Annotated in this window: 10 protein-coding genes; 3 read left to right on the forward strand and 7 right to left on the reverse strand. The window is 40.5% G+C overall.

Annotated features, from left to right (window positions below):
• Positions 1-4: 4 nt before the first annotated feature.
• The 6 genes from J2W55_RS17600 to J2W55_RS17625 all read right to left on the reverse strand — a co-directional run bounded on the left by J2W55_RS17600 (position 5) and on the right by J2W55_RS17625 (position 10,181).
• Complete coding sequence (locus J2W55_RS17600; protein ID WP_310098576.1) at positions 5-2,305, reverse strand: Gldg family protein; 2,301 nt, start codon at positions 2,303-2,305, stop codon at positions 5-7.
• Positions 2,289-3,239: an ABC transporter ATP-binding protein gene (locus tag J2W55_RS17605; protein ID WP_310098579.1), complete on the reverse strand. Its 951-nt coding sequence runs from the start codon at positions 3,237-3,239 to the stop codon at positions 2,289-2,291. Before J2W55_RS17605 ends, J2W55_RS17600 begins: the two co-directional genes overlap by 17 nt.
• A 40-nt stretch (positions 3,240-3,279) precedes the next feature.
• Entirely contained in the window at positions 3,280-4,662 is a 1,383-nt protein-coding gene (locus J2W55_RS17610) for a RagB/SusD family nutrient uptake outer membrane protein (protein ID WP_310098584.1), read from the reverse strand.
• A 28-nt stretch (positions 4,663-4,690) separates the two neighbouring features.
• Positions 4,691-8,035: a SusC/RagA family TonB-linked outer membrane protein gene (locus tag J2W55_RS17615; protein ID WP_310098587.1), complete on the reverse strand. Its 3,345-nt coding sequence runs from the start codon at positions 8,033-8,035 to the stop codon at positions 4,691-4,693.
• Positions 8,036-8,321: 286 nt separating this feature from the next.
• A complete protein-coding gene (locus J2W55_RS17620) occupies positions 8,322-9,446 on the reverse strand; it encodes a FecR family protein (protein WP_310098589.1) in 1,125 nt (374 codons plus the stop codon).
• A gap of 162 nt (positions 9,447-9,608) precedes the next feature.
• The gene (locus tag J2W55_RS17625; RefSeq protein WP_310098592.1) at positions 9,609-10,181 is read right to left on the reverse strand and encodes an RNA polymerase sigma factor; all 573 of its coding nucleotides are present in this window, start codon (positions 10,179-10,181) and stop codon (positions 9,609-9,611) included.
• Positions 10,182-10,501: 320 nt separating this feature from the next.
• On the opposite strand from J2W55_RS17625, the gene J2W55_RS17630 reads away from it, so the two are divergent.
• Positions 10,502-11,794, forward strand: a complete 1,293-nt coding sequence (locus J2W55_RS17630; protein WP_310098595.1) for an NAD(P)/FAD-dependent oxidoreductase — start codon at positions 10,502-10,504, stop codon at positions 11,792-11,794.
• 36 nt (positions 11,795-11,830) lie between these two features.
• Here J2W55_RS17630 and J2W55_RS17635 read toward each other — a convergent pair whose 3' ends face one another.
• Positions 11,831-12,412 (reverse strand): Crp/Fnr family transcriptional regulator, encoded by a 582-nt coding sequence (locus tag J2W55_RS17635; protein ID WP_310098598.1) that lies wholly within the window; start codon positions 12,410-12,412, stop codon positions 11,831-11,833.
• Positions 12,413-12,561: 149 nt separating this feature from the next.
• Here J2W55_RS17635 and J2W55_RS17640 point away from each other — a divergent pair, with 149 nt between their 5' ends.
• Both J2W55_RS17640 and J2W55_RS17645 read left to right on the forward strand, forming a co-directional pair.
• Complete coding sequence (locus J2W55_RS17640) at positions 12,562-13,005, forward strand: carboxymuconolactone decarboxylase family protein (RefSeq protein ID WP_310098601.1); 444 nt, start codon at positions 12,562-12,564, stop codon at positions 13,003-13,005.
• 104 nt (positions 13,006-13,109) lie between these two features.
• Positions 13,110-14,309 carry a multidrug effflux MFS transporter gene (locus tag J2W55_RS17645; RefSeq protein WP_310098603.1) on the forward strand — a complete coding sequence of 400 codons (1,200 nt, stop codon included), beginning with the start codon at positions 13,110-13,112 and terminating at the stop codon, positions 14,307-14,309.
• The last annotated feature ends 133 nt before the right edge of the window (positions 14,310-14,442 follow it).

Here is a 14,442-nt window from a genome sequence, read left to right on the forward strand (position 1 = left end):
TTTATTATTTTCTTTTTCTGAGTAATAGAAATACAGTAGCGATAATGAGCAAGATTCCTGGCGCAACACCAAGCAAAAAGATCTTTAGTCTACCAAGTCCCGGATAGGTAAGGTTAATACGGTTGTCTTCTGATTTGGGCCTGGAAGTATCTACCGGAAACTTATTATAAGCAAGCCAGCTCATCACTTGTGTCCCGAAATCCGAATTGGAGTTTCCGAAACGTTTTAATTCCGCAGAACTGATAAAATCTGCATCACTAGTTATTACTATTCGCTGTTCTTTGCCATTGATCTGACGCGTAAGCGCAATTGCTGTAGCCATCTCTGTTTTCTGATCGCCATTTTGAGGTTCAAATTTCATCAATGCAGAATCAACAACCTTATTTTCTTTTTTTAACCAGGTAGTCGCCGGGTTGGTAACCAAAAGCGGTGTAATTTTAAACGTACCTCCACTTCCGTACTTGATGGAGGTTACTCCAGGCATGGAAACCGGAATGTTTTCCCTGATATCGTCGGCCAATTGCGTCGATAATAATAAAGCGCCCGGCGTATAAGATAATTTGATCAGATCCGGAGCACTGTCCTTGCTCTGCTCAATTAATATTCCGTCATCCAGGCTGATACCCATTGGTTTAATCAGCGGATCAATTATCGACGCTTTGCCAGGCTCGGACGCGATAAGCAGGTTGCCGCCTTTATTGATGTAGTTTTCAATTTTATTAATTGCTGACACACTAAATGGAGTCCGCGGGTCCGCAATTACCAGGGCGTCAGTTTTGGAGGAAATGTCCTGTTTATTGAGCGACAGTGTATCGACTTCAAAACCTTGATTGATTAATGCTACGCGATTCGCCTTGTCGCCGATGAATGTGCCATAAGCCTTATCGCTTGCATTATCATAACGTCTCTCGAACTCGCTCTCTGCAAGGGTAATTTTGGGCAAATGAGTAAAAAGACGTGACAATGCAGCATCAGTCTCTCTTTCAGATGGAAAAGGATCGGTATCAGCATATAATCGAAGTATGGTGCTTTTATCCTTGTACTTCAGTTGCATTACATAACTATGATTTTCTGGCGAAAGGTCAATAATACTGCGCATTTCCTGTGGCGTTTTAAATTCTTTGATATCCTGTTTATAGGAATAGGCAGTCTGCGCTGCGATCTGTTCAAGTGTTTTACCGGGATATTGTTTACGAAATTGAGAATCGGCTCCGGGCCAATCATAGTAATAGACGTAATGTAAATGAATGTCCGGTTTAAAGCGTATATATCGTTCCCATCGGTCGAAATCCTGGTTACGTTGATCTGGCGCACCGTTGCGATATTTCCAGTCCAGTAGATTGATATAAGAAGTAACTTCTAACGGGCCATCATTTAATTTCTTGATGATCTCCTGCGATGCTTCAGTGATCGTTTGCGCTTTATTCCGCGTTGCATCGAAATAACCAATAATGCCTGGCCTCGAGGTAACGTAGCCAAATATTAAAGCAAATATAAAAACGGTAATGTACCGCGCCGCCAGATTCAGGCCACCTATTGTTTCACGCTGCGATTTCAACTTAATAATACTAAAGCTCAAAAACATCGCGACGATAATTACGAAGTATAGCGCATTCTTAGTCGAAATGAGGCCATAGATCATATTTTCTGCGCGACCAGAAATCGAAAGGAAATAAGTCAGGTCTCTAACGAAATTCACACTTTGGAATACTGAACCGATATAAGAAAGAATGGCAAAAACTACCAAAGTGCTGATAGCAGCAACAATCTGGTAGGAAGTTAAACAGGACATAAAGAGTCCAATAGCTGAATAAGCACAAAGCAAAAGATAGACGGCAATAATTCCTGGGAGAACGAACCCTAAGTCAGCAGATTTGATATTAAAGCAAACCAATATGGCGTAGAAAAAAAGGATCAGTATCAGCAAGAAATTATAAGCCATCATCGCGACGAATTTCCCAAAGATGATTTCTCTGACTTTCATTGGTGATGAATATAATAACTTGATGGTGCCGCTATTCACTTCACGACTAATCAGACCCATTGTAATCAGTGGCATGTATAGATAAAGTTTTTGCAAAACATCACCCAACAAGCCGCCCTGAGTTCCAAATACCGATATAGTTGAATTAGCAAGAAAATTTAATTGAAAGCCGCCCAATTGCTGAAAAGTCATTAAGCGTTCAATGGGTGCCAAATACGCTAATCCGCACTGAAATAAAAATACGATCAGCAGAAACCAGGCGATTGGCGAGTAAAAGAGTATACTGAGTTCAAGTTTGGCAATTCTAAATACTGTTCTCATTAGTAAGTTTTTTTTTCTTATTAGATAATTGAGCGAAAATTTCGTCGATAGATGTTTTGTCGAGGTGGATCTCTCTGATCCTCCAGCCATTTCTAACGCCTGCTTCGATGATGAGTTCGGTGATATCCGGGCTGCCATTGAAGAATATCCTTTTTGTTGTTTCGGTAAGCTCCTCTAAACTTGTAACTCCAGGAATTGTTAAAAATTCACCTGGCGATGGCGGGTTTGCCATGGTCACCTGTGCACTGTGCGGCATCACATAATTGTTAAAAGCTTCCATCGAGTCAGCAAATACAATTTTGCCATCTTCGATCATTGTAATTTCCTGGCAAAGCAACTGGACCTCGGAAAGAATATGCGATGAGAAAATCACAGCGCGATCTTTAGCGATTTCTTTAATCAAAGCTCGCACCTCAACTATCTGATTGGGATCCAAACCGTTGGTTGGTTCGTCTAAAACAACTAATTTAGGTCTGTGAATGATCGCCTGAGCTATCCCTACACGTTGGCGGTATCCGCCAGACAAGTTTCTGATCAGCCTGTTGCTAAAATGTGCGATTCCACAACGTTCTTTCGCTTCCTCCATTGCAGCTGGAATAATGGCACTATCCATCAGTCGAAAATGCGCACAATGCCTCAGGTATTCATCTACGGTAAGGTCGAGATACAACGGAGGCGTCTGGGGCAGAAAGCCAATCCGCTTTTTTGCAGATTCGGGATCTTTTGAAAGATCGATGCCATCAATGAATACTTTACCTTCAGTCTGGTTCAGCACACCGCACATAATATTCATTGTGGTGGATTTTCCCGCTCCATTGGAACCGAGAAGGCCTACTATTCCTGTTTGACTGATTTCCAGATAAATATCCCGGATTGCCCAGGAGGCACTATAACGATGAGATAAATGCTCAATCTTTAAAATTGGGTGGTTCATAAAAGTTTAAAAGTGCGGCCAACTAAGACCGCGTTGATAATTAATAACCTGGGTTTTGTTTTAATTGCCTGTCCGTATTGATATCGGTCTGCGGAATCGGGTACAACACATCTGTACTCTTCCAGCCCTTTTTTTCAAGTGAAAGAACTGGCGCTGCCTGATTAGTTCTTTTAAGATCAAGCCAGCGGTGGCCCCATTCTGTAAAAAACTCATGCCTGTTTTCGTTAGCAATGGCCATTAACAATGTCGCTTTATCGGTCACCTGAAGATTAGGCAGCTGGGCACGATTCCGGATCATGTTGAGGTCGACCAGTGCGTCAGCAGTTTTATTTAATTGCGCCCGTGCTTCCGCACGGATCAGGAACTGTTCGGCACATCGTAGCATGATGTAATATTCTGAAGGGGTTGTTGAGCCATATGTACCGATATCCTTGTATTTAAAAGGCACATTATAGAATTGATTATTATAGGAAAGGGAAGTAATCCAGTCTGTTTTGCGGGCGTCCCCTGCCTCAAAACTGTTGAATAAAGAATTCTTAATTGTGAAGTTTGGCGGATTGCCGGTGTAGCCTAAAAACACTACTGCTTCCTGGGTTGTCAGAACGATATTTTGCGAGGGCATGAGTTGCCATATTGCTTCCTGGCTGCTTGCCAGAAACGCATCATTGGGATTAGGAAGTGGTGTATATATACCGGATTTTATAACGGCATCAGCTTGTATTTCTGCATTGGCATAATCATTATTGTACAGATAGACGCGGGCCAATAATGCAGTAGCGGCCCATTTGTTGGGGCGGACGTGCCCATCTGTCGGGTAAGATTCCGTTAGCAATGTTTGAGCGCTTTTAAGGTCTGCGATAATTGCACTGTTTAAAGTTGCGGGGCTGCTTTGGCCAATTGTTTGATTTTGTCTCCAATCAGAGGATATGACCAATGGAACATTACCCCAAAGATTCACCAGATAAAAGTTAATAAAGGCACGATCAAATTCGCACTCACCCAATAACTGATTTTTAACGGCAGGCGTTAGTGAACTGCTTGCTTTTAAGCCTTCTATGCAGGTATTAATCAAAAGCATGGTCTTATAAGCGGATCCCCACATATTCGCAATGGTTCCATTGGATGGCAGCAAGGCATTATTTTGGAACTGGAGGTTTTCGGTGATCTGGTTAAAGTCCTCCAGTTCGTCAGCAGAAAGACCGGAAAAAGCTGTAACACCGCTGTTTTCAAAATCGAAATCCGATAGCATATTAATGTAAATACCCAATACTGCTGACGTCGCGGCCTGACTATCTTTAAAAACTTCAGAGTTGACAACTTGTGTTTTGGGTGGAGGCACTTCGACAAACTTTTTGCAACCCAAAAACGGGATCGTCAAAAGAGCGCCTGCGAAGCAGATCTTTACAATATTTTTAAGTAACATATAACTCATGATTTGTGATGTTTATAATTTAAAATCCCACTTCAAGTCCGGCGGTTAATATCTTTCGCGGCGGAAGAGAAAATGAGCCCGGTGAAGCAGGATCTGTTCCTTTGTAGCCTGTAATAGTTAGCAGGTTTTCACCTGATACATAAATCCGGACACGCTGTATTCCCCGCCCGGCAAGTAATTTTCCTGGCAGGTTATAAGACAGCGAGAGGTTTTGTAATCGAATGTAAGAGGCATCTACCCAAACGGCATCGGAATTGAAATAGTCATTCAAGTCTGTCCTGTAAGCTGCCGTTGTCAAGTTTTGAGAGGCCGGTTTACCAGATAGTTGCTCGCTTAGTACCAGTTGATTGCCAACGCCGTTATTCAAAGACCCCGGCAATGCATTTGATAACCGGAGTACACCATGTTGCTTGGTGAAGCTGAAAAAGAAATTTAGTTGAAAGTCCTTGTATTTCACATTATTCCCAAGTCCTCCAAAAAACGCCGGAGCGGTTTCTTTATAGATATAATCTGAATTACCATAGGGATCAACCTGGCCGTCATTGTTTACATCAGCGAATGTATACAGACCCGTAGCTGGATCTACCCCTGCGTATTTAAACATACCGATGCTGGTAATCGACCGACCAATGGCGTATAATCCGTTATAGCTGGAATTTTCCAGATCAGGAAAAGCCAACAACTTATTTGTATTTCGTGATATGTTAAAACTGGTATTCCAGCTGAAATCTTTGGTGGAAATATTCTGCGACTGTACCGTAAATTCCAGACCCTGATTCTGCACGAGGGCAGCCAGATTTTCAATAACAGTTGTAAAGCCTGCAACTGAAGGAAGGTTATAGGATACAAGTTGATTTCCAGACCGGTTGCGGTAAGCGGCCAGACTGATATTTAATTGATTTTTCAGGAATCCCAAATCAATTGCCAGCTCAGTCTTGCGTGTGGTCGTCCAACCGAATTTATCATTTGCCAGGCTATTCAGCACGATGGTTGGCGTACCCTGGTAATTATTATTGGTAGAACTATATGTTGACAAATACTTGTAATCGCCTACCGCATCACTGCCAACGAGCCCAAACGAACCTCTCAGTTTACCAAACGAAAGAAATTTTAATTTATCCTTAACGAAAGACTCTTCACTAAATATCCATGCGGCTCCAACTGATCCGAAATTCCCGAATTGTTTTCCGCTGGCAAAGCGCGATGAACCATCCCTACGTCCATTGAGGGTTAACAAATACTTTTCATCGTAATTATAATTGATACGCGCGTAACCTGATTCGAAACGGGTATCTGCATCATTGGCGAAGACATCATACCCTGAAGCCCCAGCTAAGCTGCCCAAAAGTGCGTCCGTAGTATAGCCACGAGCGGTAATGTCTGTGCCGTCGACCTTCTGGTCTTGAAAAGTAGCACCGAGCAATGCTTGGAAATTGTTTTTTCCGATGGTTTTGTGATAGTTTAACGCAGGTTCTATTATCCACGTACTGTTGTTGTTTTCGCCGAATTCAGACTGCCTTTGTATTGGATTGGCGGGATTAAATGTTCCTGATGGCGATTCAACGAGTTGATTTTGCCTTGTAATATTGTATCCGAAAGAACTGCTGAAGTCCAAGTCTGGTGTGATCTGATATTTTACGCTAAGATTAGCCATCAGATTTTTAGTATTTGCGTTATAAAGCCTGTTAAAAGAAATTGCCTGGTAGGGAACCCCACCGGCGGGTGCCCAGCCAGCCCAGTTTCCCGAACCGTTGGCGGTAAAAAGATCTGGCGCATTCGGCGCTAGAAAAATCAAAGAGGTTGGATCTACTGAAGGCAAATCACTTGTAGTCGCCGAGAAGTTAACTACAGCATTGGTTGTTAACTTATTATTTAATGAGGAATTTGTAACGGATAACAACATAGATCCCCGCTGCTCTTTATAATTGCCATGGAACGGCGGGGTGCGATTATTGAACCCCCCGCTAAGCCTGAATGTTGTGTTATCGTTACCGCCTGAAATACTTAATTCAGCATCAGTGGTATGGGCAGTGCCTAAAAAATACTTTTGCCAGTCAGTAAATTTGTGTTGATCCCAAATTGTTAAATCATAGGCTGAATCATCATCAGGAGATAATCCATCATTTTTGAACGCCTGCCTGCGCATGTTTAGATACTGATCAGTATTCATTAAGTTCAGTTTATGCGTTTGAAGGCTTTCTCCGGTGTACACATTGGCGTTAAATATTGTATTCCCGGCTTTTCCTTTTTTTGTTGTGATCAGAATAACGCCATTAGCGCCACGCGCGCCATAGATGGCCGTTGCATCTGCATCTTTTAAGATGGAAACACTTTCGATGTCGGTCGGATTGATACCAAACAGCGGACTCTGCCCCGCAGTTGGGGTTGAAAAGGCATTTTGGTTGATGCCGACATTTTGTTGTTGGTTATTGTTCGCACTATAGATCATAGGAACGCCATCAATTACATAAAGAGGTTCGCTTAGAAAATTTACTCCACTGTTTGTCGCGGACAAATTGTTTTGACCACGTAACGTAACGTTAAAAGGCGTACTTGAAAATCCGCTTGTTTCCGTAACAACCAGACCCGGAACCCTACCTTGCAACGCTTCAAGAACATTGCTAACAGGTTGATTCTTAATCTCGTTGCTAGTTACAGTTGCTACGTTCCCTGTATTTAAACGCTGCGTGGTGGTGCCGTAGCCTATGGTAACCTTGACCTCGCTCAGAGCTTGTGCGAAAGGGATTAGCTTAATAGTCCCCAGAATTTTATTAGAAACTTTAATATAAATTGTCTGATAGCCAATGTATGAGACTGTCATGATATTGCCGGTTTCCGCAAAAAATTTAAAGCTACCGTCTGGCTGTGTCAATGCAACAACGGAAGATTTATTGCCTTCTACTGAAATACTTGCGCCAGGGAGTGGTTTGTCATCCTCATCAACTACCCGACCAGTTATAATATAAGAAGAATCAGGCGGGACGGCTGCATTATTTTTGGAGCTTTGCGGTTTCGGCTGATCCCGAATCACAATAGTTTTTCCTTCTATTGTGTATTCCAAAGACTGACCTTCTAATAATGTGTGAAGCATATCATTAAGAGAAGCCTTGTCAAAGCTTACATTGATACGGCGTTCACTAGTCGCTTTAGAACCTGCAATCAGGACACTGTAGCCGGTTTGTTTATGAATTTCGTTAAATACCTGTTTGAGAGTTACATTTTTCTTTTTTAAGGTAATGGTTTGTCCGAAAGCAACGCAGGTAAGACATGTCAATATTCCGCAAAGTAATAATGACTTACTTATGGTTGATTTGAAGGCATGCGTCTTCCAGGTACAAAAAAATAGGGTAAATTTTTTATACATTTGATCTCTGTTTGTTTAGAAATTTGATAAGAAGTAAATTTCGTCCCGAATTTTCGGGTTATGAAACAGAGAATGATCGGAGGCGTTCGCCGCGCTTCCGATTTCTATTTCTGTTCCATTGAGTTTATTAATCGGCTTTTCTTTAATTCATGCTTTATTGTTTTGGTTTATCAACTTTGTTAAATGGGGAATGCACTAATCCGAAAGTTTTGAGCGAAGCTTTTAAGAATTAACAATCAAAAATCTTTTTCTATTCTCAATTAACGCACTGCATATTCGGACTAATTTATTTTTTATCGCTTACGATTATTTTTCGGTTTACAACCCTAAACTTCACCTGTTTAGTCATTTCCAGCATATGTAGGACATCCGATACATCGCTGAAATGCGAAATCACTCCCGTAAGTGGAATATTTTTTACTTCAGGATTTTCAAATTCTATATCAACGGCATACCACCGAGAAACTTTACGCATAACGCTTTCCAGATTTTCACCCGTAAAACTGAACATGCCATTTTTCCAGGCGATAGCATCTTCTGTATCGGCATCGCTTACCTTTAAATTTGAACCTGATAAAACTGATTGCTGGCCGGGCAGGATATTAACAACACTTTTACCTGTGCTAACCTGCACTTTTCCTTCCAGCAACACCGTGTGCACCGTTGGCTCATCGGCGTAAGCGTTGACGTCGAAATGCGTTCCAAGAACTGTAATTGTTTGTCCATGAGTAGATACCAAAAACGGCATCGATGGATTGTGTGCAACTTCAAAATAAGCTTCGCCTACAACTTGTACTATCCGTTCTTTACCTTTGAAATTCACAGGATAAGTAATTGATGAGGCTGCATTTAGCCAAATATTAGTTCCATCAGAGAGCGTAAGATGGTATTGTCCTCCGCGAGGCGTAGTCATTGTATTTAAAGAATCATTTATATGCTCACTTCCAGATACTGTATATATTAAATGGCCTGATGCTGATGATTGAATTTGAGTGTTTGCCTGAGCTGGAATTTGCTGTTTTTGGTTGTTCGCGAGTATAACTTGCTTACCATTAGCTAAAGTTAAAATTGCCCGATTGGTGCCCGGACTAATGCGTTTAACCATGGCCTGATTATCGCTTATGAAGTTATTACTTCTGAAGTATAAAAGCAGGCAAATGGAAAAGCCAACCAACAGCGAGGCTGCAACCGAAATTCTGACCCATAAACGGGACATTTTGGGCTTTTTGATATCCTGCTGGATTTTTAACCATACGCGGTCTACACTATTGGTTCTTTCAACATCAGCAATGTGGTAAGGATCGTTATTTTGATGTTGGGCATACCACGATTCTAATAGCGCCAAGTCATCATCAGAAGCAGTGCCCTGCTGATAACGATTAAATACCTCCTGTATATTTTTATCTTTCATAATTTTTTAAGGTTTTATTAACCTTAATTTATAGTAAGACAAAATACCTGAAGGGAACGCGTAGATGAAATTGAAAAATATTTATTTTATGAAATATGGTTTACTATGCAAAATTTCCTTTGATGAGCTATTAAACAATCAGAGCAATAATCTCCTTTCTGGTTAGAATAAAAAACAGATAGAAAATAAAGGGCCTAGCTTGCCTTTGAGGATTCTTAATGAGTTGCTAATTTGGGTATCAACGGTTCGCTCCGAAATATTTAACTTTTCGGCGATCTCTTTATGGGAAAAATGATTTTTGCGGCTTAACTCAAAAACTTCACGCATTCTTGCTGGTAATAAACCGATTTCAGCTTCAACGATTTCCATCAACTGGCGTTGACGAATTAAATAATCAGTTTCTATTGTCGAGTTTTGTGCAAAAGACTCGACCGATGTAATGTATTTTTTTTGGGTTGAGGCATGAGTAATGCGGTTAAGAATGTTATTCCTGACAGCGGTGTATAAGTATCCGCATAAATTGGTGACCGACTTTATTTGCGCGCGCTTTTCCCATAGTTGTGTAAAAACTTGTTGGATTATATCCTCTGCTTCCGATTTATTTCTGATTTTATTGAGTGCGTGTGCATGTAAAATATATTTATAGCGTTCATAAATTTCTGCAAAAGCATCCTCGTCGCCTAAAAAAAGACGTTCTTTCAATTCATAATCGGAAAGATTGCTATTGTCAGCCATTAACTTAAAATCCGAAATTAAAAAAATAATATTGAAAAAGACAAAATATACATTTGATGTAAACCTTTATAGCTCAAATCAAAAAGATTCGGATATTTTGTCGAAAATATTTGATCAATTAGTATAAAAACCTTCCCAAAATCAATTATTAATAGACTTTTCGCTTCCCGTCTTATCGAAAAATCAATTTTGGGGCAAAATCCTTTTAATTTAAATCAAATCAGCTGGAACCTCTATGAGGTCATATCTGGCACCCTTTGCTTTAGATCAACCCCCCTAGCTTTGCTTAATTAATAATTAAACATATAAATCGTTCAGTCATGAACAATAGTATTGAAAACAAAAAGCACGTCGTCGTTATTGGAGGCGGATTTTCAGGTTTAAATTTTGTGACGAGGCTATATAAATCGCCGGACTACCACATCACACTCGTAGACAAAAACAATTATAATTATTTTACGCCTCTAGTATACCAGGTCGCTACCGGATTTTTAGATCCCTCAAGTATCACGTATCCGTTTCGAAAGATTCTTAAAAATAAAGATGTTACTTACAGGATGGCTTCACTCGAGCGAATAAATCCGGATGAACGATCCGTTTATTTAAGCGATGGTGGGACGCTTAAATATGATTATCTCGTGCTGGCTGCGGGAACCAAAACAAATTTCTTTGGCAACGAGAACATTCAGACCAACAGTTTTTCTTTAAAAGGCATTGATGACGCCTTATATATCAGGAATGAGATGGTCAAAAAACTGGAAAAAGCGTCTATAGAAAATGATCCGCTTGAAAGGAAACGATTGATGACCATCGTCATTGCCGGTGGCGGGCCGACTGGTGTTGAAGTTGCCGGAATGCTTGCTGAAATGCGAAAATATATACTTCAAAAAGACTACCCGAATTTAAATCCCGAAGAACAGGAAATTTATATTGTTGATGGTTCGCCATACCTGTTACAGCCGATGAGTGATAAAACACACGAAGCCGCCTACAAGGCACTCGATAAGTTAGGTGTGCGTATCATACTAAATACACAGGTCAGGGGATTTAAAGATGGAAAGGTAGAGCTTTCTGATGGAGAATTTATCGAGACTCATAACCTACTCTGGTCTGCGGGGGTTACTTCAAACATTTTTGAAGGGATTCCCCAAACGGCAATGGGTAAAGGCGGGAGGATATTTACCGACGCCTATTGCAGATCAAAAGATTATGAAAATATTTTTGTTATTGGTGACATGGGTGTTCAGTTCGATGACCCGGCTTATCCAACCGGACACCCTCAACTTGCACAACCTGCGATTCAACAAGGTAAACAACTAGCCAAAAACTTTAAAAGAATCGCTGAAGGTCAACCAATGAAACCTTTCAGCTATTTTGACAGAGGCGAAATGGCGATCATCGGAAGAAGAACAGCGGTTGCAGATTTGTTCAAGCACAAGTTGCACTTAGGTGGATTGCTGGGCCTGTTAAGCTGGTTGTTTATCCACATAGTTTCACTTGTCAATTATAATAATATTATTAAAACCCTGTATAATTGGGCTGTTGCCTATTTAACAAGAGATCAGGCGCTCAGGATGATATTCAGATCAGGTAACCGTGAAAACAAAGCTTAATCACGCAAAAAGAAAAATACATATGGCTGTAGGTAATCATAAGTCTTTTTTTGCCCTTAGCATACTTAGGAATTGCGGAGTGAAACCAAGAAATGATGCCAGCATATATTGTGGAATATTCTGAACGAAGCCAGGGAAAGCATTTACGAAATGTGAATAACGGTCTTCCGCTGATTCACATAGGATCAGTTCTATTTTCTTTAAAGAAGCCGTGTAAGCTTTTTGCATCATCAGGCGGAAATAAACATTTAATTCAGGTACATCGCGAAACAGCTGCTCGTAGTCTGACCTTTGCAAGATAAGTACTTCGGTATCCTGAACTGCCTGTATATTGTATTCGGAAGGTTTAAGCGTTTCAAAGCTCTGATAATCACTAATCCACCATTCAGGGATTGCGAATTGCAGGATCTGTTCAAATCCGTCTTTTGTATTGCGGTAAAATCTCATACAGCCTGACATCACAAAATAACAGGCATTACAAACCTCGAACTCTTGCAGCACAAGATCTTTCTTTGGGATTTTTTTATACTTCAGTTTGGAGATCAGTAGTTGTTCTTTCTCAGAACTTAACTCTGTAAATCTTCTGATGTGTTTAAATAAATTCTCATACCCGTTCATGTGCTAATAACCCCATTTTTAGCAACAAATGTAAAGATTTTAGGGTAGGAAAAATTTTTTATTCGGGCAATTCATTTCTTCAAGTACATTAACTTTTAAGAACCCCGCGATCCGCAATTTTGTCTCATTAAAATTTAATAAAAAATAAAATGAGCAAAAGAGTAGTTATCGCTGAGTTAGAGCCAAAAGCCTATGAAGCAATGTTTGGCCTTGAAAAATACCTGTCCAAAACAAATTTAGAACCGTCATTGAAAGAGTTGATCAAAATCAGGGTTTCTCAGATCAATGGCTGTGCATTCTGCATTAATCTTCATACCAAAGATGCACGCAAAATGGGAGAAACTGAACAAAGAATTTATGCCTTAAGCGCCTGGAGAGAAACCCCGTTTTTTACTGAAACTGAAAGAGCCGTTCTGGCCCTTGCCGAAGAGATCACCTATATACACAATGGAGGAGTTTCTGATGAAACCTATCAAAACGCAGCAAAACTTTTGGATGAGAATACGCTTGCCCAGGCAATTATCGCAATTGCTACCATCAATACGTGGAATAGAATCGCTGTTACAACTCATCAACAGCCTGCTTTAGATTAAGCAATTCTGTTATCATTATCTTTTTGGGGGAGCGGGCATACTTGTCCGCTTCCTCCTTTTCTTTACCTCTCCCGATTGATTTATTTATTGATAATCTGATTAAAATGATTGAAAATAGAAAAAACGCTGTTTTGTTGACCCTTGGCGGTTTGGCAGCCTTAGCGCCATTTAGTATTGATATGTATCTTCCGGGTTTCCCGCAAATTGCCAATACTTTACATACAGATATAGCCCATGTTTCTTTTTCGCTGACAAGCTATTTTATAGGCATCAGTTTTGGGCAATTGGTATACGGCCCTATAACGGACAAGTTTGGGCGCAGAAAGCCCCTGATGATAGGGCTTCTCATTTTTATAATCGCTGCCCTGGGATGTGCATTATCAACCTCTGTATCCTGGTTAGTTGCCATGAGAGTTATTTTAGCATTTGGAGGTTGCGCAGGAATGGTTACCGGTACGGCAGCCGTCAGGGACATATTTCCAAAGTCAGAGGTAGCCAAAATATTTTCTATCCTCATGCTAATTTTAGGTTTGGGCCCGGTTATCGCACCGACCCTTGGTGGCGCGATATTAACCATATCTAACTGGCACTTTATTTTTTATTTTCTCGCCTTTTTTGGTCTATTGCTTTTGATCATGATCAATCGATTTTTGCCGGAATTTGAAAAGCTGAAAAATCCTAAACGCCTAACATTCGTCAACGTATTCAGGGACTATCAATATGTGATCCGTGAAAATAATTTCCTGTTTTTTGCACTGGCGTCAAGCACAGCAGTGGCAGCGATGTTCGCTTATATCAGTAGTTCCCCATTCGTATTTATCAAATATTTCAAGTTTTCCGAATTACAATACAGCTTCATTTTTGCATTCAATGCTTTAGGATTTATTGCAGGCAGCCAATGGAATCGCCGGTTGATTAAGCAATTCGATTCTTTAAATATTATATATTGTGCAGGCGCTCTTTTATTAGCTGTTCCCATTAGCGGATTGATCTTGCTAAATGCCGGGATATTGAACCCGCCAATTACGATCGCATTAATATTTATCCTGCTATTTTCAATTGGACTTCTGATTCCTAATTGTACAGCAATGGCATTATCGGGATTTACTGTGAATGCAGGAGTTGCATCTGCTTTAGTTGGCTCTTTTCAAATGATACTGAGCGCTATCAGCTCCTGGTTTGTAAGTTATTTATTTGACGGAACCGTTTGGCCTATGGTAATCGGATTATTAGTGCCTGCTGCCATATGCGCACTTGTCTTATTGGGATTAAAGCTGAAAAACAAAAAAGTCCTATTGGCCTAAACAACAATCATTTCCACGCTGGTAATGGACCATTGAATTAACTGAAACTGGCACCCAAAACCATCCATATCCACTGGTACTTTTGTATAGCGTGTGATTTGATTAACGCCATTTCTCGGAGAAGGCGACAAGT

Source organism: Mucilaginibacter pocheonensis (genome assembly GCF_031456535.1).
Lineage (GTDB): Bacteria > Bacteroidota > Bacteroidia > Sphingobacteriales > Sphingobacteriaceae > Mucilaginibacter > Mucilaginibacter pocheonensis.

Coding starts and splice junctions, on each gene's coding strand:
- J2W55_RS17625 (WP_310098592.1), bottom strand. CDS start 10,181: ATGGCTGACAATAGCAATCTTTCCGATTATGAATTGAAAGAACGTCTT.
- J2W55_RS17600 (WP_310098576.1), bottom strand. CDS start 2,305: ATGAGAACAGTATTTAGAATTGCCAAACTTGAACTCAGTATACTCTTT.
- J2W55_RS17635 (WP_310098598.1), bottom strand. CDS start 12,412: ATGAACGGGTATGAGAATTTATTTAAACACATCAGAAGATTTACAGAG.
- J2W55_RS17610 (WP_310098584.1), bottom strand. CDS start 4,662: ATGTTACTTAAAAATATTGTAAAGATCTGCTTCGCAGGCGCTCTTTTG.
- J2W55_RS17630 (WP_310098595.1), top strand. CDS start 10,502: ATGAACAATAGTATTGAAAACAAAAAGCACGTCGTCGTTATTGGAGGC.
- J2W55_RS17640 (WP_310098601.1), top strand. CDS start 12,562: ATGAGCAAAAGAGTAGTTATCGCTGAGTTAGAGCCAAAAGCCTATGAA.
- J2W55_RS17605 (WP_310098579.1), bottom strand. CDS start 3,239: ATGAACCACCCAATTTTAAAGATTGAGCATTTATCTCATCGTTATAGT.
- J2W55_RS17615 (WP_310098587.1), bottom strand. CDS start 8,035: ATGTATAAAAAATTTACCCTATTTTTTTGTACCTGGAAGACGCATGCC.
- J2W55_RS17645 (WP_310098603.1), top strand. CDS start 13,110: ATGATTGAAAATAGAAAAAACGCTGTTTTGTTGACCCTTGGCGGTTTG.
- J2W55_RS17620 (WP_310098589.1), bottom strand. CDS start 9,446: ATGAAAGATAAAAATATACAGGAGGTATTTAATCGTTATCAGCAGGGC.